Genomic DNA, 26,082 nt, shown 5'->3' on the forward strand with positions numbered 1-26,082 from the left:
GATAATCTGTACCTCACTGGCAATCTGCTGTAATTACGAATTACGAATTACGAATTAACCATTTGCCACTTGAAGGTACTAAGGTTACGCCGCGACGTTGAGGTTTAACTGGATAATTTTCGACTAATTTTAAATCCATATTCGCTACAACTGTCGCCAAAATTAGTTTTATTTCAAATAATGCAAAAGCCATTCCGATACAACGCCGATTACTACCGCCAAAAGGTAGATATTCATATAGTGAATATTGTTTATCTAAAAATCTTTCTGGGATAAATTTGTCTGGTTCAGGGTATAAATCTGGACGATGATGTATTAAATAAATACAGCCAGTTAAGTTTGTTCCTGGTGCAAATTTATGACCCATAATTTCTATAGGTGATTTGACAATGCGGGGAATTGTCATCATCAGAATTGGATAAATCCGCAGTGTCTCTTGACATACAGCCGTTAAATAAGGAAGACGGGCGATTTCATTGAAATCTGCATCGTGAAAACTATTCAATTCAGCTAATAGTTTCTCACGGACTGCGGGTAGATGGTGAACCCAGTATAATGCCCATGTTAAAGCCGAAGCTGTAGTATCATGCCCAGCGAGAAGTAAAGTCATTAACTCATCGCGTAACTCTACATCAGTCATGGCTTCGCCATTTTCATCACGGGCTGACATCATCAAAGAAAGAATATCATTGCGGCTGGCATCTGGATGATTTCTGCGTTCTTCAATTTCTGCATAGATTAATTTGTCAATTTTTTCACGTTGATAGAGAAAATTTCCCCAAGGACTCCAGCGTCCTAAATTTATGCGTAATGCAGGGAAAAAAGATAACGAAGAGCGTAAGGAAGAAGATGATAACTCCAAAATTGAGCATAAGCTTGTTCGCAATTGATTGTAGCGATCGCCTTTTTGTAGTCCAAATACCGCTTGTAAAATTACCTGCAAAGTAATTTCTTGCATGGATTTAGCCGCAGAGAAAGGTTCGCCAATTTGCCATTTAGCGATCGCATCTTTGGTAAGTCCTGTAATTAAATCGCCATAAGCCTTCATGCGATCGCCATGAAAAGGCGGTGTTAATAATTTTCTTTGACGTTGATGAGTTTTTCCTGTGATGAGTAATAAGGAATTATCCCCTAATAATGGTTGTAAAATTGTGGCTGTACTTCGAGAGTCTAGCTTTTCTGCATGAGTGGTAAAAATATCTTGAATAGCTTGGGGATGGCTAAGAAATACCATTGGCTGTTTGTTGATTAGCCATAGGGTAAATAAATCGCCACAACTTTTCTTAGATGCGGACATGAGATGCAATGGATTATAAATCCACTGCAATAGCTGCATAAATTTGGGAATTTTGGGACTATCGGGAAGTGACATAAAATTCGGTGAGTTTTGCTGGCGCGGGAATTGAGTGAAGTTGAGATTTAACTCCTGTATATAGCAATCATATTTGATATGTAAACAAAAGGGACAAGGAGGACAAGGGGGACAAGGGAGACAAGGGGGACAAGGGGGACTAGAAAGTTAAAGAGGGAACTCTGAACGGGTAACAGGGAACAGAATGTAATGTCTGTGAATTTAAACCCCACCTAAAACTTGCTACTTTGTAGAATTAGGGGTCTTTTACTCCTAGAGGGAATAGGGAATAAGAAAAACTGTTCCCTGTTCCCTATTCCCTATTCCCTTTTTTGATGAGTATTTATGACTTGTTTAAGATTGCTATAGGTTCAAGTATAAATACAGAACATATTGTATAGTTTATTTCTATTTTTATTTTGAAATCGTAATATTAACCCACGACTTCTTTATTAAAAGACTACAATTTGGTTGGTAGCTTCCACAATTTATCTGTGTAATACTCAGAAGCTGCTCAAGTTATTTTTAAACGGGAGGTCAGGTAATGGCTATCGCCACCATTAATCCCGCTACTGGGGAGACGCTCAAAACCTTTGAGGCGCTGAATGATACCGAAATCGCTGCTAAGTTGGATTTAGCCGGTCAGGCTTTTGAGCATTACCGCAAAACTAGTTTTCAAGAGCGATCGCAATGGCTGCAAAAAGCTGCTGATATTCTAGAGCAAGAAAAGGCTGAATTTGCTCAAGTGATGACTCTGGAAATGGGTAAGCCTTTGAAAGCTGCGATCGCGGAAGCTGAAAAATGTGCCCTTGTCTGTCGCTACTACGCCGAACATGCTGCTAGTTTTCTCGCTGATGTATCCGTAGAAACCGATGCAAGTCAGAGTTTTGTCCGCTACCAACCTTTAGGTGTAATTCTGGCTGTGATGCCGTGGAATTTCCCATTTTGGCAAGTGTTTCGCTTTGCTGCACCGGCATTAATGGCGGGTAATGTAGGTTTACTCAAACATGCTTCTAATGTACCTCAATGCGCCTTAGCAATTGAAGATATATTTTTACGGGCAGGTTTTCCCCAAGGTGCGTTTCAAACTCTGTTAATTGGGGCGGCGCAAGTTGCCGATATCATGACTGATGACAGAGTTAAAGCTGCTACCTTAACCGGAAGCGAACCCGCAGGCATATCTTTAGCAGTAGCGGCGGCAAAGCAAATTAAAAAGACAGTTTTAGAATTAGGTGGAAGTGACCCCTTCATCGTGTTAGAGAGTGCTGATTTAACAGCAGCAGTTGTCACAGCAACTACAGCAAGAATGTTAAATAACGGGCAATCTTGTATAGCAGCGAAACGTTTTATTGTTGCAGAAGCGATCGCTGATAAATTTGAAAAACTGTTGTTAGATAAATTCCTGGCCTTAAAAGTTGGCGATCCTATGCAACTAGACACTGACTTAGGCCCCTTGGCGACTCCTGGTATTCTCCAGGATTTAGACCAACAAGTGCAAGCTGCTGTCAAAAGTGGCGGAAAAGTCCTCACCGGTGGACAGGCAATAGCCGATCGTCCTGGTAATTACTATGCACCGACGATTATCACAGATATCCCCCAAGATAGTGCGATCGCCCAAGAAGAATTTTTCGGGCCAGTAGCGTTACTATTCCGCGTCCCTGATATTGATGCAGCGATTAAACTGGCTAATTCTGTACCCTTTGGCTTAGGCGCAAGCGCTTGGACAACTAACGAACAAGAATGCGATCGCTTAGTCGAAGAAATCGAAGCCGGTGCCGTATTTATCAACGGTATGGTCAAATCCGACCCCCGTCTACCTTTCGGCGGTATAAAACGTTCTGGCTATGGCAGAGAATTGAGTATCCAGGGGATACATGAGTTTGTCAATGTTAAAACAGTGTGGGTCAAATAAATAGTCAATGGTCAATAGTCAATAGTCAATAGTCAATAGTCAAGCAACAACTGACAATTGTACAGACGCGATTAATCGCGTCTCTACTGACAAAATAGAGGAAATCAAATGAATACAGCAGAGTTATTAGTTCAATGTTTAGAAAATGAAGGTGTAGAATACGTTTTTGGTCTTCCTGGTGAAGAAAATTTGCATGTTTTAGAAGCCTTAAAAAAATCTTCGATTAAATTTATCACTACTCGTCACGAACAAGGTGCAGCTTTTATGGCTGATGTCTATGGACGTTTGACGGGAAAAGCTGGGGTATGTCTTTCTACTCTTGGCCCTGGGGCAACAAATTTGATGACAGGCGTTGCTGATGCTAACCTGGATGGTGCGCCTTTAGTCGCCATTACCGGACAAGTGGGAACAGATAGAATGCACATTGAATCCCACCAATATTTAGATTTAGTGGCAATGTTTGCCCCGGTTACTAAGTGGAATAAACAAATTGTCCGCCCTAGTATTACACCAGAAGTTGTCCGCAAAGCCTTTAAGCGATCGCAATCAGAAAAGCCTGGGGCTGTACATATCGATTTACCCGAAAATATTGCGGCTATGTCTGTAGAAGGCAAGCCATTACACAAAGATAAAATTGAAAAAACTTATGCATCTTTTGCGAGTATTCGTGCAGCCGCCGCCGCAATTTCTCAAGCCGTAAATCCTTTAATTTTAGTTGGGAATGGGGCGATTCGTGCCCAAGCTAGTGATGCTGTTACCCAATTTGCTACTCAATTAAATATTCCTGTAGCTAATACTTTTATGGGTAAAGGTGTCATTCCCTATACCCACAACTTAGCCCTATGGTCAGTAGGATTACAACAACGAGATTTTATTACTTGTGGCTTTGATAACACAGATTTAGTAATTGCGATTGGCTACGACTTAATCGAATTTTCTCCCAAAAAATGGAATCCTGACGGGGAAATTCCCGTTATTCATATCGGCTTAAGTGCGGCGGAAATTGACAGCAGTTATATTCCCTGTGCTGAAGTAATTGGTGATATTTCTGATTCGGTGTTTGAAATTTTAAAATTAGCAGATAGACAAGGTAAACCTAATCCCTACGCTATCAGCTTACGCGGAAATATTCGCGCCGATTACGAAGAACACGCCCATGATGATGGTTTCCCCATTAAACCGCAAAAATTAATTTATGATTTGCGTCAAGTCATGGGGCCAGATGATATTGTCATCTCTGATGTTGGCGCGCATAAAATGTGGATGGCTCGCCATTATCATTGTCATAGCCCCAATACTTGCATTATTTCTAATGGTTTTGCGGCAATGGGAATTGCGATTCCCGGTGCTTTAGCTGCAAAACTTGTCTACCCGAACCGCAAAGTAGTCGCTGTCACCGGCGATGGCGGTTTTATGATGAACTGTCAAGAATTAGAAACAGCTTTGCGTGTGGGTACTCCCTTTGTCACCCTCATATTTAATGATGGTGGCTATGGGTTAATTGAATGGAAACAAGAAAATCATTTCGGCCCCGGACAATCTGCTTTTGTTCGGTTTGGTAATCCCGATTTTGTCAAATTAGCTGAAAGTATGGGTTTAAAAGGTTACAGAGTTGAAGCTGCTACTGATTTAATTCCTGTACTTAAAGAAGCCTTAGCGCAAGATGTACCTGCGGTAATTGATTGTCCGGTAGACTATCGCGAAAATCGCCGCTTTACGCAAAAAGCCGGTGAGTTAAGCTGTTCGGTGTAGTTATTTAGCCACATTCTGTAAGGGTGCAGCAATCTCAATCTTTGTTGATGCCGTACCCTTACGGCTAATTGCATTTTATACCAATTTGAAAAAAGAATACGACAGATTGTAGGGGCATGGCCATAGGTGTCAACTTAACGTGAAACCCTTTTGGTTGAAAAGGTTTTGTCCTCATCCCCAACCCCTCGCTTACCCAATAAACCGCCGTCACCCTCCAAGGGTGCGGCTAATTGAACAAAGCCCACCTGCGTGGGCTAAGAAAATCTAGCCCACGCAGGTGGGCTTTGTAACGTTAGCCCCAGGCTTACAGCCTGTGGGCGGTCTGTTGGGTAAGCTAGAGATACTTAAGTTGACACGTATGGGCAATACCATGCCTTCTTGAATATATTGATGTGCCGCCAACACTATTTAAATTGTTATTACCATCGTTAAATCAATAATAATATTATTATTTTCTCATCAAAAAATAAAAGTCGGTAGATAGTAAGTAAACCCTGACTTTTGGGATCGTAGTCTTGAGTATATATCCAATATTTATATTAAAAAATATTGAAAACTTATTAATAGTTAATCCTTAATTGTGAATTGTTGAAAAATACTGACTTTACATAATTTTCCAATATTAATCACCGGTTAAGCATTGGTTAAAAAAACATTAAACAACATGTATTTAATATATTAAAACAACCTTGTAAAATAGTGATTCTTATCACAATCGACTTAAATATTTAATTGATAATCAATGTTCTATTGGTTACAAGAGCAAATATCTTTTAAAGGTAAAGCGTGATGTTTAAGTTAGATAAAAATCGCCAAATTGGACATAATTATTCAGCTATGGAATTATCGAATGCTGAGAATTTGCTAAATACGCTACAACAATTGCGTCAGATGGTAATACAAGAGGGAGACAAAATTTTTCAGGAATGGCGATCGCAGATCCAAAGGTCAACTTTTATCAGCAGTAGCAAAAATCTCGCCTATTATTTAGCCTTGCGGCGACACGATTTGCGTCCATTGCAAGCAGCCTTGATACCTTGGGGTTTGTCTTCCTTGGGACGGATTGAATCGAGGGTATTGCCAAATTTAGATGCAGCGATCGCAACTTTGGGTGCAATTTGCCAAGCCGATCCCGATTCATTACCTCATCGTCCATCATTAGAGGAATTTTTTGCAGGCGATCGCCTACTCAAAGAAAATACAGATGACTTATTTGGTAACAAACCTGGTAATCGTCGGGTAAGAATTATGGTTACCTTACCCACCGTAGCAGCTAGCAATTATGACTTAGTGCGAAATTTGCTACAACGTGGATGCGATTGTGTACGCATCAACTGTGCCCATGATAGCGCTACCGAATGGTCAGCGATGATTGCTAACGTGCGCATAGCCGAGAGAGAAAGAGGATATCCTTGCAAAGTGCTGATGGATTTAGCAGGCCCCAAACCGCGCATTGGCATGGCGATCGCGCCTAATTCTCCTAAGCGTTTATACAGAGGAGACAGTATCTTACTCACTGGTAATTTACCTACCACAATCTCCTCAGACTGCTTTCAAGCTAACTGTTCTATTCCCGAAGTTCTAGAACAATTAAAAGTTGGCGCTACTGTTTGGATTGATGATGGTAATATAGGTGCCCAAGTTGAATCTATCACACCCGATGGCGTTTTGTTACGCATCACCTATGCTGACTTAAAAGGTAACAAAATTCCCCACGAAAAGGGTTTAAACTTTCCAGATACAGATTTGCAGCTCAATCCTTTAACAGATAAAGACTTGCAAGATTTAGATTTTGTCGCAGTTCATGCGGATATCATTGGCTATTCCTTCGTTCAACAACCAGCAGATATTGAGCATTTGCAATGGGAATTAGAACGCAGAAGGCCAAATCAACCCCCTGCAATTGTCGCTAAAATTGAAACACCGCAAGCTGTACGCAATCTTCCCGAATTAATTGTACAAGCAGCAGGTAAACAATCATTTGGAATTATGATTGCGAGAGGAGATTTAGCAATTGAAATTGGCTATCAACGGTTAGCAGAAATTCAAGAAGAAATTCTTTGGCTGTGTGAAGCAGCCCATGTACCTGTAATTTGGGCGACACAGGTTTTAGAAAAACTCGTGAAAAAAGGAATTCCCTCACGCGCAGAAATTACCGACGCTGCAATGGCAGAACGGGCGGAATGTGTCATGTTAAATAAAGGCCCCTTTATTGCCGAAGCTGTGACAATTTTGGATGATGTTTTAACCAGAATGGAAGCCCATCAACAGAAAAAGACACCCCAATTGCGCGCTTTAAATTCCTGGTAATTAGACAACACCCAATTAAATGCGATCGCCATTATTTTTCCTTGGTGAAACAACTTGATTGATTACCAAAACAAGCAACCAGAACATTAAGCCTCTACCAAAATCAAACTAGTCTTTCACGAGAAAATCTCATACCAATTTGAAAAAAGAATGCCACAGACGGTAGGGGCATGGCATTGCCATGCCCTCTAGAATATAGTCATGTACTGCCAACATTATTTAAATTGGTATCACAACCAAATATAGAGAAAAACTTCTATTTCCCATGCCCCATGCCCCATGCCCATTCTCAACCTAGTATAACCATCCAAACAAAGTACGGTTAATACTCCAAAGAAGTGAAGTTTAGCTTGTTATATTTAAGAAGTCAGCAGCCAGTAAGCTGCTACCTAGAACCAAGAAAAGCAATACCATCGCGGTATCAAGCAGTTATATTTGGGAGAAATTTAAGATATAAGCTCCCTTAACTATAAGTAAAAATGCCTCACCCCAAAGGTGGGGCTATAAATACGAAGCCTGCAAGAGCAGGCTTTGTTTGTATAGCAATAACCTCAAGGGTATTGCATCAAAATTAGGATGCTTCCACCCTATATATATATCTTGTGCTTGATATATATTTCTTGTGCTTGGTTAAATTTTTCCCTAGTTTTTAAACAAAAACTTTCGGCGTGAACAAGAAACTTTTTGCAGTAGCACTGGCTTTTTTAACATTTATTATGGTTATATTTGCGGCTTCTACCCAGAATTCTCAAAGCTTTTCTCAAGAAAACATTAATGAAATCTATGTTTTTGGGGATAGTCTTTCCGATACAGGTAATATCTTCAAAGCTACAAACGGAGTTTATCCCCCTAGCCCGCCCTACTTTCAAGGACGTTATTCTAACGGGCCAGTTTGGGTGGAACATCTTGGTACTAAATTAGGCTTGAATCCTAGCAAGAATATTAATTTTGCTCTTGGTGGAGCGACGACTATTAACGGTACTGCTAACGGTATTCTTGGAGCATTAGCACAAGTTAATAGTTATACAAAATCTCAACCAAAGATAAACCCAAATGCCCTTTACATCCTTTGGGCTGGAGCCAATGATTATCTTTACGGTACGACTAGCACCAATGGAGCGATCGCCAATTTATCAAATGCACTTGATTCCTTATTAACAGCCGGGGCGAAAACAGTTTTGGTTGCTAATTTACCAGATTTAGGGAAAATTCCTGCTACTTACAATACTGCAAAAGCTAACAGCTTAAGTGCAGTCACCAATCAACATAATTTAGAGTTGAGTAAATCGGTTAATTCCTTGCAACAAAAATTTGGTTCCGGGAAAAATATCATCCAATTTGATACTAATCGCCTCTATCGAGATGCAATTACCCAACCTGCACAATTTGGATTTACTAATGTGACTGCTTCTTGTTTATCTAGTGTTACTAGCTGTAACAATCCAGATCAATTTTTATTTTGGGATGCGATTCATCCGACAACAGCAGCACATCGTATATTGGCAGATGCAGCTCTAAAAGCTATTTCTGTAACGCGGTAAATACTCGCAACACATTACAGCAATTTTCAGGTAAATAGACAACACTGTAGAGGCACGGCACAAGTAATATTATTGTATATACGAGAAGATTGTGGATGCCGTGCCCCTACCATCTGTTGCATTCTTTTTTCAAATTGCTCTAAGTAAGTCGGCAATTGCAACAAACTATGTCGTGCAATGTAAACATGCTTGAAACCCTTACCAATGACAAATGACAAATGACAAATGACAAATGACAAACCTCGCCAGTTATCTTTAATTGCACCACCCTACTTAATTAATTGTTCTAAGGTAACTTGCAAATCTTGTGTTAATTGACTTGCAGCGCGTCTAGTGGCTTGGCGATCGCCTTGGGCATTTGCAGCGCGTTCTGTCACAGAAATGGGTTCACCGATGCTAATCTTAGCTTTTCGCCAACCTAAACGCGGACGCGCAGGTGTTTTAGTATCGCTAATTCGTGACAGCATATCAAATATAATCAACGTCACTTCAGCGAAGCGTTCCGCAGTTGGTTGTGCTTGCAGATAGTTAGTAGTCACAGCTACAAAACTTTCCACTAAACGCATGTGTCGCATTCGTAAGTCTGCTTCTTCTGCAATCCAGTCTGCTAAACCCCGTCGTATAGGAGATAACGCCGCGATATCCGCTACATCTTCGCGGTAAATGTAACTCCAACCAGCTTCTTCTAACCGACGACAGCGATCGATAAAATTTCCTTGAGCCTGAACATTAAAATATTCCTCTGGTACTTGTAAAGCCGTATCCATGAGGCGGTGAAGACGAGAATTAATATCTTGATTTGGGATATCAGTCAAATTTTTATGATAGAAACGGCGGTAAAATTCCTCCATTTCGGAAATTACATGTTCCGCCAATCGATAGAGGCGTTGATAATAAATTTCTGGTTGTGCATTGATACTATTATCAATTGGCGATAATGATAACCCGCTTTTAGCTTCTAATTTTTGCAATAACTGTTCCAGCTTTGCCCAAGGTGGGTTAACGTAGCGATACTGAATAGCAACGGGTACAATCAAAACTGTTTCTAGACGTTGTGCCTTAACTAAGTCTTCGACACACCAAAACCCCAATTGAGAAACACCAGGTTCTAAAGGACTAACAAAGCCGCTATGACCATTAGTACCACCTTCTGGTGCAACTGCGATCGGCATATTACTATTAGCAAATAAATCCCTAGCTGTTTGGATCGCTTGTCTATCTAAGCGCTTACCCCGGCGAATGGCTACACCCCCTAAACAAGAGAAAAACCACCCCAGCCAATCGCCAGCCCACAAAGTCATCCCTCGGTCATAAAGAAAATGAGAATGAACTGGATATGCTAATTTTATTCCCTGCTGACGAGCAACTTGTGGCACAATCCGCGATAGTAGATAAAACATACATAATGGATCGTCTACCTCTGGATGGCGAAAGGCTAGTAAAAACCTAATTTTGCCAGCTTGGAATTGTTGATAAAGCTGAACTAATACCTCAGCATTTTTAGCTTCAATTTGGACGATACCAGCAGGTAACCAAGGCCGCAACCGCAAGCGCAGCATTAATGGTAACAACCATCTAGTAATCTGGAGTATGACTGCGTTAAAGCGCGGAGGAATAAATTTTAGTGGTGGTTGAATGGATTGAATCGATTTCGGCAAGTTAAACTCCAGATGATGTTTTTTAGCGTCGCCTCCTTGATTTTGACACTTTTAAAATTGAGCGATCGCCAATAGTTCACCAACAGTTTATTTACATGCTTACTGTCTATAATTAACACACCAGTCAAAATGGTCACACTTGTTGTAGTTATAAATACTTTAATTTCTTTACTGTTATTTTATATTGCTTGGCGCGTATGGAAGTTTAAGCGAATCTTGCGCCTGATATCAGATACATTAACTAACTATGAAAAATGTAGTCATGCATTATTATATACAGCCCCAGAAAAAATTTATTGTTTGCAGCAGAATATTCATCATCTAAGACAAGGAAATCAACGCCTAGAGCTACAAATTCAGCAAATACGGCAAATTATGAGCCTGTTGATTTTAGGAAGACAAATCTGGCAGCGTTATCTGAGTAGCAAGCTATTAACATTACAGCAAATTCGCAATTCTTAAAGCTGAGAGGACAGGGAGGAAAATTGTAGAGACGCGATGAATCGCGTCTCTTCTTGCCCATTGCCCCATGCCCTTTAATAAATAAAATCACTGGAGTCTTGCAAGGAAAGAAAACCCACCTAAAATGAGTGTAAGGAGAGAAACCAATATAAAAATGTCTAACAACCGTTCTGGAGTATTTATTGGCGGTATGATGCTAGGAGCAACTATCGGAGCCTTAACCGGGTTGCTTGTCGCTCCACGCACAGGGCGCGAAACACGTAAACTATTAAAAAAATCTGCTGATGCTTTACCAGAATTGGCAGAAGATTTATCAACAAGCGTACAGTTACAGGCAGATCGTCTTTCTGCCAATGCACTACGTAACTGGGATGAAACATTAGATCGGCTGCGAGATGCGATCGCAGCTGGTATTATTGCCTCTCAAAGAGAAAGCCAAGTCTTAAAACGGCAAAACGTTGTTGAAACTCGCCACAGCGATGCGCAAACAGAAGAAGACTCCGATTCTCTTACCCAGCATCTAGAACGTTAATAGATAGCATAACCGTGACCGATCCCCTGTTTTGGCTGGGACTTTCCATACTTTTAGTCGCTGCTAGTCTCACGGCTGTTTTAGTAGCGGCTATTCCTGCATTGCAAGAAGTCGCCCGTGCCGCTCGCAGTGCCGAAAAATTCTTTGATACCCTCTCACGGGAATTACCGCCAACTTTAAATGCGATTCGCACTACTGGCTTAGAAATTACTGATTTAACCGATGATGTCAGCGAAGGTGTTAAAAGCGCCAGTCAAGTGGTTAAACAAGTCGATCAAAGCTTAGATGGTGCCAGAAAACAAGCTCAGAATATTCAAGTCAACACGCGCAGTATTTTCGTGGGTGTGAAAACCGCCTGGAAAACCTTCACCCGTCCAAAACCTTCTCGACGCTCATCTTTTGAGCGCTTACCGATTCCTGAGAAAAAACCTTTAAATCTACGCGATCGCGAAACACTCAGATCGGAAAATCGCCGTTCTAAATCAGAAATATACACCAATAATGACGGTTACAACGACAATCCTGACTGGGAAAAAAGTTTTGACGACCAAGAGTAACTAGGGAGCAGGGAGCAGGGAGCAGGGAGCAGGGAGCAGGGGAGATAAAGTATTGATACTTAACAACTGACCACTGACTATTGACTATTGACTATTGACTATTGACAACTGACAACTGACAACTGACAACTGACACCTTATAGATTAATTACCCAAGATTAGAGTAAAGTAAACAAGTGTAAAGAACTATCACTTTTCCCATACCTTTTAAAACAACTTGTTCACTTCTACTGTTGATATTTGTATAAAAACGTCCATGCAGTCTTGTTTTTGGCGACGAATTATCCTATCTATTGCAGCATTTTTCTTGGCTGGGTCAATTTGGGCGATGCATACTCCCCCAGCACTGGCTTATGACAATCCTGAGTTATTACCCAGTACACCAACTCCAGTTGTAGACTTAGCCAAATCGCTCACTGATGTACAAGAAGAAAAGCTCGTTCACGATTTAGAGCAGTTTGAAACAGAAACTGGTTGGAAATTGCGAGTATTAACCCAATATGACCGGACTCCGGGTCGAGCTGTCATCAATTTTTGGGGATTAGATGACAAAAGTATTTTGTTAGTTGCTGATTCCCGTGGTGGTAACATTCTCAGCTTTAGTGTGGGTGACGCAGTTTACGAACTTTTACCGCGAACTTTTTGGATAGAATTACAAACCCGTTTTGGTAATTTGTATTTTGTCCGCGAACAAGGTGAAGACCAAGCTATTCTCCAAGCCTTAGATTCAGTTAAAGGTTGTTTAGTTAATGGTGGTTGTAAAGTTGTTCCCGGTTTACCGCGAGAACAGTGGATTCTCACCCTAGTTACATCGGTGATTGGCGGTATAGTCTGCGGATTTGCATCTCAACCCCAGCGCGAAGGACAAATTTTTTCATGGCAATGGGCTTTAATTTTTTCGCCTTTATGGGGGATTTTGTTTATTGCCTTCGGTATTGGCCCAGTTGTAACCAGAACTAGCGATTGGCTACCTTTATTCCGCAATATCGCTGGATTCCTCATCGGTGCTTTAGTAGCTTATCTCTCACCAGTTTTCAATCGTCCTTCTTCTAACGCTGAATCTTAAGGAGATTAGCAGAAAATATTATATCAAACGTGATTGTGCCCTTAAACACCGTGCCCTTTAACATGCGCTGAGAGCGAAGTTAAAGGGCACTATTCTCGGAATGGTTTGAAGCTGATAAGCTGAAAGCTGAAATTGAGAGAGCGAAATAATAATGGAATGGCACGTAACTGATGCTCAAAGTTTAGCAATTATTGATGGTGAAATTGGCGATCACGTATTCTCGCCAGCAGAGTATGAAATTGTCCGACGAGTAATTTACGCCACAGCCGATTTTGAGTATAAGTCTTTAATTCGCTTTTCTGAACATGCTTTACAGGCTGGTGCAGCAGCCTTAGCGGCACGTAGCAGTATTGTTGTAGATGTGCCCCTAGTACAAGTAGGCATTAGCTACGATATTCAAAATACCTTTGCCAATCCGGTATATTCTAGTTTGGAGACTCCCATCCGTCCGCAAAAAGAAAAAAGCCGCGTAGCTGGGGGAATCGAAACTTTAGCGCAACGTTATCCAGAAGGTATTTTTGTGGTAGGTCAGGCACAAACGGCGCTAACTACACTCGTGGATTTAATTGAAGCGGAAGAAATTAGACCAGCTTTGGTAATTGCAACTCCCGTAGGATTTGTGGATGTGGATGTTGCTAAAGAACGCTTACAAGAATCTTTAGTGCCCAATATCACAATTGACAGCCGCAAAGGAAATGCGGTTGTAGCGGCGGCAATTATGGATGGGTTGATAGACTTGGCTTGGCAAGCTTACGGACAAGATCAGAAATAAGAATTTCAACTATTGACACTCTCCGGGCTAAAGCCACGGAGATTCTGTAATCTACCTCGTCACTTGCTCTAATAGGCTTTCGCCTAAAAGAGTAGAGGTTACGAGTCCTACAGCGTTACTTTGGACGTGCCCCGTCCTAGCTTCAGAAGCAAGATTTAAAATGTTAATTGCTGCATTCTCATCTCTATGCAAATTGCATCCACAGCTACAAACATGGGTGCGAGTTGATAGAGATTTTTTCACAATTGCGCCACAATTTGAACATTTTTGTGATGTGTAATGTGGCGCAACAGCAACCGCTAATTTACCAAATTTACCAGCAAAATATTCAATCCATTGCCTAAACAAATACCAGCTAGCGTCAGCAATTGACTTAGCCAAACAATGGTTTCTGAGTAAGTTACGCACTTGCAGGTTTTCATAGGCTACTAAGTCGTTAGACTTGCACACGTTACGCGCCATTCTCTTGGCGTGTTCATTCCGTTGCCTACTTATTCTTAAGTGCTTAGAGGCAAATATAGCTCTAGCTCTTTTACGTCCTGATGAACCTTTTTTCTTTTTGTAAATGCGTCTTTGAGCGTGTTTAACAGACTTCTCAACTTTTCTAAAAAACTTAGGGTTAGCTTCTTGATGTCCGTTAGAATCAGTGTAAAAACTCTCAATTCCTACGTCTAAACCGATTTCATTACCTGTTAGTGGTTGAATATCTGAAGCTTCAACATCAATACAAAACTGACAGTAATAGCCGTCAGCACGACGAACCAACCTAACACGCTTAATTGATTTAACAGGGTAGGTTTGAATATCCCACTTACCCAGCAGTTTTAACTCTCCAATACCTTTTTTATCAGTAATGGTTATACGGCGTTTAATTGGGTTTAGCACCCATCCTGACGTTTTATACTCAACTGAGCGATTATTATGTTGGAATTTGGGATAGCCTGTCTTGGAAAATCGCTCCACTTGGGGAGACCCCAAGACCGCGTTTTCCGCTTTTTTACCCGCTACTTTCTTTTTACAATTCTCGTAAAACCTCGATATGGCTAACCATGCTCTTTCGGCTGATGATTGTACAGCCATTGAGTTTAAGTTAGCCACAAATTTAAATTCATTGCGTAGTTCTGTTGAATACTTGTTGAGTGCGAATCTATCAATTTTTGCCTCTCTTGGCGCATCAATCCAATATCTCAAACATTTATTTCTAATGAATTGAGTTGTTTTGATAGCCTCCTCAATTGCTAAATATTGAAGTTTTTTAGCTTTGACTTTGTACTCTAGAACTAGCAACTTGACTCACCCCCTTGTTTTGCTTATACTGTATATAGTATGGGTGAATGTTCTAAGTATGTCAACAGGAAAGGGTAAGAAAAGAGTAAAAAATACACCTGTTTTATACAATGAAACGAAGAAGAAAAGAGGTGTTATGCTCACAGATACCGCTTGGCATTCTGTGCAAGAATTAGCCGCAACAAACGACGTAAGCGCTAGTGAATATTTAGAGGCGATGATTAGAAAATATTGCGTCACGGAGGCGTAAACACTTCCAGGCAGCTTTCATCCCTTGCCTAAAGTACGGAATACGGCGCTGTGCGCCTGTTCCTCAAGGGTTTTCAGCCTGCCTTCCTTATAAAGGTATCTCATTGCTTTATAGGCAGGGGAGCAGGGAGCAGGGGAAAAAACAGTTGTGAATTAATATTCGTCTTCATAATCTTCATCCCGCCGTCTTTGTGGACGACGACGGCGACGCGGCCTATCTTCGTCTGCATCTTCACGCAAGCGAATGCTAACTTCGCTAAAAAAATCCTGTCGCACATAAGGGTAATCGCTCACCCACAAATCGCGATTCGGAATATAAACATCACTGAATTCTTCAATTCTGCTTAAATCTGGGCGGTTAGACATGACTACCATTTCGGCAACTAGTCCCCGATTAATTACTTTGTAAGCAGGTTTTAGTGGTGCGTCAAACTCAATGGTAAATCCTGTATCATCGCCGATTTCTAAGTTAATTCTTTTTTCTCGGTTTTCGACAATTACTAATTCCCCTTTACTATTAACAGTTTCTTGTTTACCAATCAACCGATCTGTAATCCACCAATCTAGTATTCGACCCCGGAAAAAACCGCAGTACTTGTAACGACGGCATTTGGAATTCCGGATACTTGCCTGAAACACGGGATACCAAAGCCAAAAAAATGCGCCAATTATCCCCAGGATAAATACGATGAGATCAAACTCAAACTTGAATAAGACTTTGACTAGTAAAACCACAACTACAGCGACTACAGAAATTAATAGCCTCTGTATGAAGCTGGAAAATTTTCCCCAGTAGTACTTATACTGGGGGCCACTGGCGATTAAAGGAATGACTTGTTCAAATTTTTGTCGAGTCAGTGGGACAAGCATGAGTACTGGTTATGAGGGACGAAGGGAGGAGGGGGGACAAGGAGGACAAGGAGGACAAGGGAGACAGGGGAGAAATACTAATGACTAATGACCAATGTACAGACGCGATTAATCGCGTCTCTAACAAATGACCATTAAAGTTTATAGTAACTTTTCTAATCCATATACTAATGACTTTAGCTGTATGACCTTGCGAATTGCCAGTAGGACTCCTGGCATATAACAAGCGCGATCGCTTGTATCATGTCTTAAAGTGTAAATTTGACCAGCTGCGCCAAAAATTACTTCCTGGTGGGCAATTAATCCCGGTAAGCGCACGCTATGAATGCGAATGCCTTCTTCTGCTAAACTACCCCTCGCACCAGCGATTTTTTCTGTTTCTTGAACAACGGCAGGGTTAAAAGTTTTACCCATTTCCCCTAGTAATTGTGCGGTCTGAATTGCTGTACCGCTAGGCGCATCGGCTTTTTGATTGTGATGTAGTTCGATAATTTCTACATGATCGAAATATTGGGAAGCGGCGATCGCGGCTTGTTGGAGCAGTACCATACCAATAGAGAAGTTGGGAATAACTAAGCAGCCTGTACTGGCTTTATCGGCAAAGTCTGCTAAATCTTGCAGTTGTGCTGGACTTAACCCGGTAGTTCCCACTACAGGACGAATCCCGTAAGCGATCGCGCTGCGAACGTTATCATAAACTGAATCAGGATGGGTAAAGTCTACCATTACCCCTGGCGGCCCTTGTCTGTCCCCAGCTACATATCCCAGCATTGGTTCTAATTGATTGGTAATTGGTACTTCTAAGGGTTCGCTTAAACCAGCCAATTCACCAGCATCTTTATCTTGATGTTCAGGGCTATGATCGATTGCACCCACTAGGTTTAAGTCTGGTGCTTGCGCTATAGCTTTTACCACTTCACGGCCCATTTTGCCAGCAGCACCATTAACAATTACTGGGATAGGAGCTTGATTCGTCATAAATTGAGCATAACTTTTTTAACCAACAAAGGAATTGTAGAGCAATCTCTTTGTATACGGTGATTTTCTTATGTTGTGGCTGTTGATGGTTGACGGTTGACTGTTGACTGTTGACTGTTGACTGTTGACAGACTGGAAAGGTTTTTATTGTCAAGATTTTATTTTAGCTTGATGTCCTAATCTATCTGGCTACGGCTATATGTCGGGTTAATAATGATTTATATACGTATATCCACTCATGTATATATGTTTACAGACGTTATATAACATTATTAATACTGTCATTTAAATTTCAATTGTTTACAGAATGAACAGAAATAATTCAGTTACAAGTCAAGCTAAACCTAACCAAAAGGAAAATAGCAAATAAATATAAATATTTAAATACTTAAAAATATTTACCCACTTGATGTGGCTTACAAAAATAACTTTTCAATAATTACAATAACATTATGAATTCTCCACAAACAAATATTAACCTACAGCCTTGGCAATGGATTTTAATTGGTTCTGGTTCTACAATCATACTGGCACTTGCAGGTTTTGGTCTGTGGAATTTAGTAGCATCAAAACCTGCCAGCAATTCTTCTTCATCAAGTACTGCTGCAAATACGACTACAGAAAAATCTCAGCCTAACCGCCTATTGGGTCAGTGGCAGCAACAAGATTCAACTAAGTTCATTTTTACTCCTGAAGGAAAGCTGTTCGTTATAGCGCCTAATTCTAATGAAGCTACAGAGTCTAGCTATCAAGTAAACGATCAGACTAAACCAAATCAATTAACTATCTCAAATTCTGCTAATCCAACTCCACAAATAGCAATTTTTGAATTGACATCAGATAATCAGTTACGAATGGATAATGGTGTATCTGCAAACTCTTCCGAGTTCGGTTCAAATACACAATCATTGCAGAAAGTTTCTGATCTTGCTTCACTTCCTGCTGGCATTACAGTAGTCAACTCAGCAAATAAAGCCAAAGAAGCAGAGGGAAAACAGTATACTGGTTCAATGAATCGCGCACAACAAGCCTTCTTTTTGGAAAATGGCCAATTTGCCCCAGATTTAGACAAATTAGGACTAGGCATCAACCCTAGTACAGAAGGCTACGATTACAGTGTTGTTGTTATTGATGACAAGGCTGCTGTCCAGAACATAGCTTTAGCAAAAATAGAAGGATTGCATACTTACACAGGGATAGCTTATCTGAAGAAAGATGCTGCAACTGGTGAAGCAATTACCTTGGCTAAACTGTGTGAAAGTACTCAGCCAACTCATGATCTGCCACCACAACCTCAGCTATCACAAGAAGATATACAATGTCCTGCTGGCTATGTTGATGTGAACAATTAACAAGAATTCTCAATTTACGGGACTTCCAAATAAAAAATATTGCGATCGTTAACTTACCAAACCCGTAACTCGTAGGGGCGGGGTAACCCCCATTGGTGTCAACTTAAGTTTAAAACCTTTCTCTATCTCGTTTCCAGCCTCCGGCTGGAAATGCGTATTGCGAGGCTCTGCCTCGAAAGCTAATAAATTGAGGCAGAGCCTCAGGATCATCGCTCCCACGCAGAGCATGGGAGCCAGTTAGGATAGGGGTTTTACGTTACGTTGACAAGTATGGGAGTTACCCCGCCTCTACAATTTGGCATAATTTATTTTTTTTACGAATTAGTAATTAGCTTGAATACATGGCAGAATATGGCTCAATTTCCCAGATGTTTGGCAAATTAATTAATTAGGCCAAATTCTCTCACCAGTAGTTGAGTCAAAGATAAACAATTGATTTAAATCTAATTGTAAAGTTAAGCGATCGCCTGGACGCAACCGCACGCCACCACCAAGCTGCACGTTCAATAATGCGGATGAATCGGGTAAACTGACGCGAATCAAAGTTTCCCTTCCCAAAGGTTCTACTACCTTGACTTCCACCATCAACTGTGATGAGTTAACAACTGTGTCATCTTGGTTTGCTTGTGGTTGTGGTTGGTGAATATGAATATGCTCTGGTCTAATTCCTAAATCTACACTTTGCCCTTGAGATAAGGGTAATTTTGCCTGTAAATCTGGAGGAATTTCTAATAATTGCCCGCTAATATTAAACCCTGAATACTGATAAATTGCTGGTAAAATATTCATTGGTGGATTGCCTAAAAAAGATGCCACCATTTGATTTGCAGGTAGAGCGTAAATACTTTGAGGGTCGCCAATTTGTTGAATTCGCCCGCGATTTAACACCACAATTTTATCTGCCAAGGTCATAGCCTCAACTTGATCGTGGGTAACATATATAGTTGTAATGGCTAGATTTTGATGCAGTTGTTTTAACTCTGCTCTTGTATCATCGCGTAATTGGGCATCTAAATTAGACAAAGGTTCATCTAATAAGAATACTTGGGGCTGACGGGCGATCGCTCTCCCTAAGGCTACCCGTTGTTGCTGTCCCCCAGAGAGTTGTTTGGGTTTGCGATCTAATAGGTGTTCTAAAGAAAGCGATCGCGCTACATTAATCACCCGTTCCTGAATAATTTTCGCGTCAACTTTCCGCATCTGCAAGCCAAAAGCAATGTTTTGCGCTACCGTCATGTGCGGATACAGAGCATAGTTTTGGAATACCATCGCCACATCCCGTTGTCTAGCGGGTATGTTATTCATTAAGCGATCGCCGATAAACAGGTTACCAGATGTAGCTGTTTCTAAACCGGCGATTGTGCGTAAAATGGTCGATTTACCGCACCCTGAAGGCCCTACCAAAACCCAAAATTCACCATCGGGAATTTCAAAGGAAATATCCTCGATGGCTGTGACGTTGTTGAATCTACGTTTAATGTCTTCTAGACGAACATTTGTCATTTGTCATTTGTCAGTTGTCAGTTGTCAATTGTCAGTTGTCCTTGAGAAATCAGGACTCATGAATATACCAAATTGGATTAATTAGTATTGTTGGAGATTTCTAGATTGTCTCACGCTGAGAAGTTTCATCCCCAGTTTAAAATCTAAAATCTAAAATCCAAAATCTAAAATCCAAAATTGGTATGATGACTACTTCCAAGCAGGATGAGCAAATAAAGCAGCAATGACGCGCACTCCACGTAATTGATTAGATAGAGGTAAATGGCCTTTCGGGGCGCTTAAATCCCAAATAAATTCATGAGGATAGCGTGTCCAATTGTTACCATTTTTCCAACCTATTTTCGGCCAAAAATTATCCCAGTTTTTCCCCAAAGCTAACCAAATCTCTCGCTGTACAGAAAAGCCAAATTTACCTTCAGAGTGGACTAACCACAGATGATTAATGGTTTGTAAGTCAATAATAGGGAAACTGTCAACTTCCGTAAAATACAACCATTTTCTTTGTAAAGCTGCTGGGCCTGCTAATTCACACATCTTTTGGATGGTGAGACGATCTGCTGCTTGGAAGTCTTGACTAGCCAATAGCTGCTGTAAGGGATGGTAATCTATCCCGCAATCTGATTTTAGAGGTACAATGCCCTCAGGAAAAGAAGAAAGCAGAAATTCTTTGGCTAATGGTGCATCAGAATTGTAAAGTACTTGGTAGGCTTTGCCATCAATCCAAGTTGCCGGGGTGTCAGAACGTTTCCGTAAGAATTCTATCAATACATCCAATCCCTCATTACCCAAGTCAGCTAACTTTGAGATAATTTGTTGTTGGACTTGAATAGACCCAGCGATTAACGTTTGTCGGAGGGAGTCGATGTCATTAGCAGGGCCTGATACAATCATTGGGTCTGTCATGCCAATTACTCGTTTTAGCGGGTGCGTGAAAAAGCGATCGCTATAAGGTTTTACCAAAAGTGAAACACTGATAGCGAAATGTAGTTTACTATTTTTGATCGTACAAAATTGCGATCGTTTCACTTCATCCCATACTTGAAGTCCTATCAGGGGATAATCTGCGCTTCAATAGGTAGGGGCTAGGAAGGGGGATAAGGGGGATAAGGGGGACAAGGAGGACAAGGAGGACAAGGGGGATAAATGCCTATTGCCTTGTTGCCAATGCCCAATGCCCCATGCCCAATGCCCCATGCCCAATGCCCTATGCCCTAATCCCAACAGCCAATCAATCAGGAGTGTGTAAGTTATGTACGACAAGATTAAACCCCCTACAACTGGTGCAAAAATTACCTTCAAGAATGGTGAGCCGGTTGTACCCGATAACCCTATTATCCCCTTTATTCGGGGCGATGGAACGGGCATAGATATTTGGCCTGCTGCCCAAAAGGTACTTGATGCGGCGGTAGCAAAAGCATATAACGGTCAGCGGCAAATTAGTTGGTTTAAGGTTTATGCTGGCGATGAAGCTTGCGATTTATACGGTACTTATCAGTATTTACCTCAAGATACATTAACAGCAATTGAAGAATATGGTGTTGCTATTAAAGGCCCGTTAACCACTCCTGTGGGTGGTGGCATTCGTTCTTTAAATGTGGCGCTCAGACAAATTTTTGACTTGTATGCTTGCGTGCGTCCTTGCCGCTATTATGCCGGTACGCCTTCACCCCACAAAAACCCCGAAAAGCTTGATGTAATTGTGTATCGGGAAAATACAGAAGATATTTATTTGGGAATTGAGTGGCGACAAGGCAGCGAAATTGGCGATCGCTTAATTAAAATTCTCAATGAGGATCTTATCCCCGCCACCCCAGAACACGGGAAAAAGCAAATTCCCCTAGATGCTGGTATTGGTATTAAACCCATCAGTAAAAAGGGTTCTCAGCGTTTGGTACGCCGTGCCATCAAACATGCCTTAACATTGCCCAAAGACAAACAGCAAGTGACTTTGGTGCATAAAGGCAACATCATGAAGTACACCGAAGGCGCTTTCCGCGATTGGGGTTATGAACTCGCCACCAGCGAATTCCGCCAAGAAACAGTCACCGAACGGGAATCTTGGATTTTGAGTAATAAGGAAAAAAACCCGAATATTTCCTTAGAAGACAACGCGCGGCAAATAGATCCGGGATTTGATGCTCTAACCCAAGAGAAAAAAACGCAAATTGTCAAGGAAGTTGAAACAGTTCTTAACGCAATTTGGGATAGCCACGGCAACGGCAAGTGGAAAGATAAAATCATGGTCAACGACCGGATTGCTGATAGTATTTTTCAACAAATCCAAACCAGACCTGATGAATATTCAATTCTGGCGACAATGAACTTAAACGGCGATTATCTATCCGATGCGGCTGCGGCGATTGTCGGCGGCTTAGGCATGGGGCCAGGGGCGAATATTGGCGATGCTTGCGCAGTTTTTGAAGCTACCCACGGTACAGCACCCAAACACGCCGGTTTAGATCGGATTAATCCCGGTTCTGTGATTTTGTCTGGCGTCATGATGCTGGAATATTTGGGTTGGCAAGAAGCCGCAGACTTAGTTAAGAAAGGTTTAGGAGATGCGATCGCAAATCGTCAAGTCACCTACGACTTAGCACGCTTGCTCGAACCAGCAGTAGAACCCTTGAAATGTTCTGAATTCGCCGACGCAATCATTAAGCATTTTGGCTAGGCGTGCGATTCGTTGTGTGATGAATCGCGGTAATCAGCCCGCACATAATCACACCAACCCGACAGCAGATTACTGTCACTAAGGGTTGAACTCTCGGTCTGATGCGGATGAAAGCTCCGCCCAACAGACTCAGTTGTGACTCCTTATCTGCCCACACCGACCAGACTCGGTTTCTGGAGAGTGAAGCTGGGAACAGGGCGCAATCAGACATCAGTTGTGGGATGACACTGGCGCTAACAGGGAGTCCCTACGGTGAAAACAGAACCTAAAAAAGCAACCCACTAAAAGGCAAGGGCACAACAATAAAATCCCTGACCTGACTGGAGACAAACCGCATTCCCGCCATAATTATGTCTAGGACATGGCAAGAGTCTAGGGAATCCAGTGGTTGAACTGGTTCCACCTAACGGGACATAACAATCTAACCGAGGGAACGAAGAAAAACGAACTAAGGGTCTAGGGGAGGTCGAACCCCAAGTAGGCTAGACGAGTAGCGGAAATCCCTTAATTCGGGTAGGACGACCCGTAACTGGGTCGAGGTGTTCAGAATACACAAATTGGAGTCAGAGCTTGATTAGACACAGCAACAATGCTAGTGAATCCTGGAAGAACCTACCGTGGAAGCAATTCCGCAAAAATCTCTTCCGCCTACAAAAACGAGTGTACAAAGCCGTTCGAGTCGGAGACACGCGGAAAGCAAAGTCCCTGCAAAGGCTTATACTGAAATCCACCTCGGCGATATTACTGGCAATCCGTCAAGTAACACAGCTAAACGCTGGGAAAAAGACAGCAGGAACTGATGGTAAGGCATCGCTCACCTTTGAGCAAAGGCTGAAACTGAGTGAAGAACTCAAATCTAAAGCCAACAATTGGAGCCATCAAGCACTACGGGAAATTCCAATCCCAAAAAAGGATGGAAAAACCCGCATTCTCAAAGTCCCCACCATCGCAGACAGGGCTTGGCAATGCCTAGCCAAATATGCGCTAGAACCAGCACACGAAACAACGTTTCACGCTAGAAGCTACGGTTTCAGACCAGGACGCTCGGCACACGATGCACAAAAACACCTGTATGATAACCTAAACTCCCACGCAAACGGAAAAGATAAGCGAGTCATAGAACTCGATATCGAAAAATGTTTCGACAGGATAAACCACTCAGCCATAATGGAACGACTCGTCGCCCCAAAAGGCATCAAACTCGGAATCTTCCGATGTCTAAAAGCAGGAGTCAACCCAGAATATCCCGAACAAGGAACCCCACAAGGGGGAGTGGTAAGTCCCTTATTAGCCAACATCGCGCTCAACGGAATAGAAAGCATACACCCATCAGTCCGCTACGCGGACGACATGGTAATACTGCTCAAACCCAAAGACAACGCCGACGAAATACTTGGGAAAATAAGCCAGTTTCTCGCAGAACGAGGGATGAAAGTAAGTGAAAAGAAAACCAAGCTAACCGCCTCGACAGATGGGTTTGATTTCCTCGGCTGGCACTTTAGAGTGCAAGGCAACGGAAAGTTTAGATGCTTCCCTTCAATGGATAACTTCAAAACCTTCCGCAAGAAAGTAAAACACATCGTCAACAACTCGAATTATGGAGCTACAACAAAGGCTATGAAACTAGCCCCTGTAGTTAGAGGCTGGAGAAGATACCACTGCTACTGCAAGATGGATGGAAACCGACTCACGCTCAACAACATCAAAGAAAGAGCAGCCAAGGTATTCAACAGGGAACCTAAGCAAAACCGCCAATCCACAAAAAAACTAATGGAAAAAGCGTTCCCTAAAGTTCCCTACTCCGAGAATAAGCACATCAAAGTCAGAGGCGAGAAATCACCTTTCGACGGAGATTTAACCTACTGGAGCGAGCGAAACAGCAAACTCTATGATAGTGCTACCTCTAAAGCCCTAAAACGGCAAAACCATAAATGCGGATACTGTGGATTAAAACTGCTTAGTGATGAGAAGGTACATCTACATCATGTCGATGGAAACCATAATAACTGGAAAAACAACAACCTTCTGGCTATACACGAAAGCTGCCACGATTACATCCACATGGGTAAAAGCGAAAGCTAAGGACATCGAAAGCTGGGTGCAGGGAAACTTGCACGCCCAGATTGAACAGAGAGGTGCGGCGGATAATACCGCCCATCGACTCTAACGTTAGGGGCTAGGGAAGGGGGACAAGGGGGACAAGGAGGACAAGGGAAGGGGGACAATTGTACAGACGCGATTCATCGCGTCTCTGCCCAATGCCCAATGCCCAATGCCCAATGCCCAATGCCCCATGCCCAAATTCCTATCTTTTTGCAGCCTTAATCATCGAAAATAAAAGCTATCGAGATATTTTCATTGATTTGGCTGCAAATTTTTTATGACTATTAATCGACGCCATTTTTTGTTTTTACTTGCTACAGGTACGGGGACTTTAGCTTTACAAGCTTGTGCTTCTGCCGAACAATCTCCTAGCGGTAGCCAAACTAGCCCCGAACCAAAACCAGATACCACTGGTGCTATTCAATTACCACCGTTACCCTATGCCTATGACGCATTAGAACCACATATTGATGCGAAAACAATGCAGTTTCATCACGATAAGCATCATGCTGCTTATGTAAAAAATCTCAATGCTGCTTTAGAAAAATATCCAAAACTGAAAGGTAAAACTGTAGAAGACTTGTTACGTCAACTGGATCGAGTGCCAGAAGATATCCGGAAAACAGTCCGCAATAATGGCGGCGGACATGTTAATCATTCAATGTTTTGGCAAATTATGAAACCCCAAGGTGGTGGGGAACCCACAGGTGCGATCGCATCTGCAATTAAAGAAAATTTCGGTAGTTTCGCTGATTTTAAAAAACAATTTAACGCCGCAGGTGCAGCCCAATTTGGTAGTGGCTGGGTTTGGCTGGTGCGTAATAAAGCTGGCAAGCTAGAGGTGACGACTACAGCTAACCAAGATACGCCTTTAAGCCAAGGACTATACCCCATTTTGGGTAATGATGTTTGGGAACACGCATATTATCTCAACTATCAAAATCGCCGCGCTGATTACTTAGAAGCTTGGTGGAATGTCTTAAATTGGGATGAGATTAATCAGCGATTTGCGGCTGCAAGTAAATCTGCTTAAATCACAATCAGCTATTTTGACACTCCCCCGACTGTTTAAATTTCGCTACGCTCATTTAAACAAAAAGTCGGGGGATTCTCTAAGAAGCACTTAGAAGGGACAGTCAAAAGTCCCCCTACCTGC

22 protein-coding genes are annotated in these 26,082 nt (G+C 41.9%); 14 read left to right on the forward strand and 8 right to left on the reverse strand.

From position 1 onward, the window contains the following. Positions 1 to 40: 40 nt before the first annotated feature. Entirely contained in the window at positions 41 to 1,372 is a 1,332-nt protein-coding gene (locus tag H6G08_RS15140; RefSeq protein WP_190543952.1) for a cytochrome P450, read from the reverse strand. Between the two features lie 523 nt (positions 1,373 to 1,895). On the opposite strand from H6G08_RS15140, the gene H6G08_RS15145 reads away from it, so the two are divergent. The 5 genes from H6G08_RS15145 (at position 1,896) to H6G08_RS15160 (ending at position 8,866) form a co-directional block, all read left to right on the forward strand. After that, positions 1,896 to 3,263, forward strand: coding sequence for an NAD-dependent succinate-semialdehyde dehydrogenase (locus H6G08_RS15145; RefSeq protein ID WP_190543955.1), 1,368 nt, complete (start codon positions 1,896 to 1,898; stop codon positions 3,261 to 3,263). A gap of 108 nt (positions 3,264 to 3,371) precedes the next feature. Continuing rightward, positions 3,372 to 5,015: an acetolactate synthase large subunit gene (locus H6G08_RS15150; protein WP_190543958.1), complete on the forward strand. Its 1,644-nt coding sequence runs from the start codon at positions 3,372 to 3,374 to the stop codon at positions 5,013 to 5,015. A 789-nt stretch (positions 5,016 to 5,804) separates the two neighbouring features. Further along, positions 5,805 to 7,325, forward strand: coding sequence for a pyruvate kinase (locus H6G08_RS15155; RefSeq protein WP_190543960.1), 1,521 nt, complete (start codon positions 5,805 to 5,807; stop codon positions 7,323 to 7,325). Positions 7,326 to 7,495: 170 nt separating this feature from the next. Continuing rightward, positions 7,496 to 7,651, forward strand: a complete 156-nt coding sequence (locus H6G08_RS37200; RefSeq protein ID WP_190555607.1) for a hypothetical protein — start codon at positions 7,496 to 7,498, stop codon at positions 7,649 to 7,651. 342 nt (positions 7,652 to 7,993) lie between these two features. Beyond that, entirely contained in the window at positions 7,994 to 8,866 is an 873-nt protein-coding gene (locus H6G08_RS15160) for an SGNH/GDSL hydrolase family protein (protein ID WP_190543963.1), read from the forward strand. A 269-nt stretch (positions 8,867 to 9,135) separates the two neighbouring features. Here H6G08_RS15160 and H6G08_RS15165 read toward each other — a convergent pair whose 3' ends face one another. Next, complete coding sequence (locus H6G08_RS15165) at positions 9,136 to 10,524, reverse strand: 1-acyl-sn-glycerol-3-phosphate acyltransferase (RefSeq protein WP_190543966.1); 1,389 nt, start codon at positions 10,522 to 10,524, stop codon at positions 9,136 to 9,138. Between the two features lie 129 nt (positions 10,525 to 10,653). Here H6G08_RS15165 and H6G08_RS15170 point away from each other — a divergent pair, with 129 nt between their 5' ends. The 5 genes from H6G08_RS15170 to H6G08_RS15190 all read left to right on the forward strand — a co-directional run bounded on the left by H6G08_RS15170 (position 10,654) and on the right by H6G08_RS15190 (position 13,913). Further along, a complete protein-coding gene (locus H6G08_RS15170; RefSeq protein WP_190543969.1) occupies positions 10,654 to 10,986 on the forward strand; it encodes a hypothetical protein in 333 nt (110 codons plus the stop codon). A 154-nt stretch (positions 10,987 to 11,140) separates the two neighbouring features. Further along, positions 11,141 to 11,518, forward strand: a complete 378-nt coding sequence (locus tag H6G08_RS15175; RefSeq protein ID WP_190543972.1) for a YtxH domain-containing protein — start codon at positions 11,141 to 11,143, stop codon at positions 11,516 to 11,518. A gap of 14 nt (positions 11,519 to 11,532) precedes the next feature. Beyond that, positions 11,533 to 12,075 (forward strand): DUF948 domain-containing protein, encoded by a 543-nt coding sequence (locus tag H6G08_RS15180; protein ID WP_190543975.1) that lies wholly within the window; start codon positions 11,533 to 11,535, stop codon positions 12,073 to 12,075. Positions 12,076 to 12,331: 256 nt separating this feature from the next. Next, a complete protein-coding gene (locus tag H6G08_RS15185; protein ID WP_096643952.1) occupies positions 12,332 to 13,141 on the forward strand; it encodes a TPM domain-containing protein in 810 nt (269 codons plus the stop codon). A 151-nt stretch (positions 13,142 to 13,292) separates the two neighbouring features. After that, a complete protein-coding gene (locus tag H6G08_RS15190; RefSeq protein WP_190543978.1) occupies positions 13,293 to 13,913 on the forward strand; it encodes a precorrin-8X methylmutase in 621 nt (206 codons plus the stop codon). A 51-nt stretch (positions 13,914 to 13,964) separates the two neighbouring features. Here the strand turns inward: H6G08_RS15190 and H6G08_RS15195 are convergent, their stop codons facing one another. The 3 genes from H6G08_RS15195 to dapB all read right to left on the reverse strand — a co-directional run bounded on the left by H6G08_RS15195 (position 13,965) and on the right by dapB (position 17,297). Next, complete coding sequence (locus H6G08_RS15195) at positions 13,965 to 15,200, reverse strand: RNA-guided endonuclease InsQ/TnpB family protein (RefSeq protein ID WP_190543981.1); 1,236 nt, start codon at positions 15,198 to 15,200, stop codon at positions 13,965 to 13,967. Between the two features lie 402 nt (positions 15,201 to 15,602). Next, positions 15,603 to 16,319: a DUF8619 family protein gene (locus H6G08_RS15205; protein ID WP_096643954.1), complete on the reverse strand. Its 717-nt coding sequence runs from the start codon at positions 16,317 to 16,319 to the stop codon at positions 15,603 to 15,605. 141 nt (positions 16,320 to 16,460) lie between these two features. Next, complete coding sequence (gene dapB / locus H6G08_RS15210) at positions 16,461 to 17,297, reverse strand: 4-hydroxy-tetrahydrodipicolinate reductase (RefSeq protein ID WP_190543987.1); 837 nt, start codon at positions 17,295 to 17,297, stop codon at positions 16,461 to 16,463. Between the two features lie 452 nt (positions 17,298 to 17,749). Here dapB and H6G08_RS15215 point away from each other — a divergent pair, with 452 nt between their 5' ends. Then, a complete protein-coding gene (locus tag H6G08_RS15215; RefSeq protein ID WP_190543990.1) occupies positions 17,750 to 18,649 on the forward strand; it encodes a type IV pilin-like G/H family protein in 900 nt (299 codons plus the stop codon). 384 nt (positions 18,650 to 19,033) lie between these two features. On the opposite strand, the gene H6G08_RS15220 is transcribed toward H6G08_RS15215, so the two are convergent. After that, on the reverse strand, positions 19,034 to 20,152 hold the full coding sequence (locus H6G08_RS15220; RefSeq protein WP_190543993.1) for an ABC transporter ATP-binding protein: 1,119 nt from the start codon (positions 20,150 to 20,152) through the stop codon (positions 19,034 to 19,036). Positions 20,153 to 20,341: 189 nt separating this feature from the next. Beyond that, a complete protein-coding gene (locus H6G08_RS15225) occupies positions 20,342 to 21,055 on the reverse strand; it encodes a GUN4 domain-containing protein (RefSeq protein WP_190544041.1) in 714 nt (237 codons plus the stop codon). Positions 21,056 to 21,401: 346 nt separating this feature from the next. Here H6G08_RS15225 and H6G08_RS15230 point away from each other — a divergent pair, with 346 nt between their 5' ends. After that, complete coding sequence (locus tag H6G08_RS15230; RefSeq protein WP_190543996.1) at positions 21,402 to 22,823, forward strand: NADP-dependent isocitrate dehydrogenase; 1,422 nt, start codon at positions 21,402 to 21,404, stop codon at positions 22,821 to 22,823. On the opposite strand, the gene H6G08_RS15235 is transcribed toward H6G08_RS15230, so the two are convergent. After that, a complete protein-coding gene (locus tag H6G08_RS15235; RefSeq protein ID WP_190543999.1) occupies positions 22,807 to 23,034 on the reverse strand; it encodes a hypothetical protein in 228 nt (75 codons plus the stop codon). The two genes, H6G08_RS15230 and H6G08_RS15235, sit on opposite strands and share 17 nt — an antisense overlap. Positions 23,035 to 23,393: 359 nt before the next feature. Between H6G08_RS15235 and H6G08_RS15240 the strand changes: the two genes are divergently transcribed. Together H6G08_RS15240 and H6G08_RS15245 are read left to right on the forward strand one after the other, a co-directional pair. Beyond that, complete coding sequence (locus H6G08_RS15240) at positions 23,394 to 24,905, forward strand: group II intron reverse transcriptase/maturase (protein WP_190544002.1); 1,512 nt, start codon at positions 23,394 to 23,396, stop codon at positions 24,903 to 24,905. A gap of 298 nt (positions 24,906 to 25,203) precedes the next feature. Next, positions 25,204 to 25,959 (forward strand): superoxide dismutase, encoded by a 756-nt coding sequence (locus H6G08_RS15245; RefSeq protein ID WP_190544005.1) that lies wholly within the window; start codon positions 25,204 to 25,206, stop codon positions 25,957 to 25,959. The last annotated feature ends 123 nt before the right edge of the window (positions 25,960 to 26,082 follow it).

Source organism: Calothrix anomala FACHB-343 (genome assembly GCF_014696435.1).
GTDB classification, from domain to species: Bacteria; Cyanobacteriota; Cyanobacteriia; order Cyanobacteriales; family Nostocaceae; genus Aulosira; species Aulosira anomala_A.

Coding starts and splice junctions, on each gene's coding strand:
- H6G08_RS15140 (WP_190543952.1), bottom strand. CDS start 1,372: ATGTCACTTCCCGATAGTCCCAAAATTCCCAAATTTATGCAGCTATTG.
- H6G08_RS15145 (WP_190543955.1), top strand. CDS start 1,896: ATGGCTATCGCCACCATTAATCCCGCTACTGGGGAGACGCTCAAAACC.
- H6G08_RS15150 (WP_190543958.1), top strand. CDS start 3,372: ATGAATACAGCAGAGTTATTAGTTCAATGTTTAGAAAATGAAGGTGTA.
- H6G08_RS15155 (WP_190543960.1), top strand. CDS start 5,805: ATGTTTAAGTTAGATAAAAATCGCCAAATTGGACATAATTATTCAGCT.
- H6G08_RS37200 (WP_190555607.1), top strand. CDS start 7,496: ATGGCATTGCCATGCCCTCTAGAATATAGTCATGTACTGCCAACATTA.
- H6G08_RS15170 (WP_190543969.1), top strand. CDS start 10,654: ATGGTCACACTTGTTGTAGTTATAAATACTTTAATTTCTTTACTGTTA.
- H6G08_RS15175 (WP_190543972.1), top strand. CDS start 11,141: ATGTCTAACAACCGTTCTGGAGTATTTATTGGCGGTATGATGCTAGGA.
- H6G08_RS15185 (WP_096643952.1), top strand. CDS start 12,332: ATGCAGTCTTGTTTTTGGCGACGAATTATCCTATCTATTGCAGCATTT.
- H6G08_RS15190 (WP_190543978.1), top strand. CDS start 13,293: ATGGAATGGCACGTAACTGATGCTCAAAGTTTAGCAATTATTGATGGT.
- H6G08_RS15205 (WP_096643954.1), bottom strand. CDS start 16,319: ATGCTTGTCCCACTGACTCGACAAAAATTTGAACAAGTCATTCCTTTA.
- dapB (WP_190543987.1), bottom strand. CDS start 17,297: ATGACGAATCAAGCTCCTATCCCAGTAATTGTTAATGGTGCTGCTGGC.
- H6G08_RS15215 (WP_190543990.1), top strand. CDS start 17,750: ATGAATTCTCCACAAACAAATATTAACCTACAGCCTTGGCAATGGATT.
- H6G08_RS15220 (WP_190543993.1), bottom strand. CDS start 20,152: ATGACAAATGTTCGTCTAGAAGACATTAAACGTAGATTCAACAACGTC.
- H6G08_RS15225 (WP_190544041.1), bottom strand. CDS start 21,055: ATGACAGACCCAATGATTGTATCAGGCCCTGCTAATGACATCGACTCC.
- H6G08_RS15230 (WP_190543996.1), top strand. CDS start 21,402: ATGTACGACAAGATTAAACCCCCTACAACTGGTGCAAAAATTACCTTC.
- H6G08_RS15235 (WP_190543999.1), bottom strand. CDS start 23,034: ATGTCTGATTGCGCCCTGTTCCCAGCTTCACTCTCCAGAAACCGAGTC.
- H6G08_RS15245 (WP_190544005.1), top strand. CDS start 25,204: ATGACTATTAATCGACGCCATTTTTTGTTTTTACTTGCTACAGGTACG.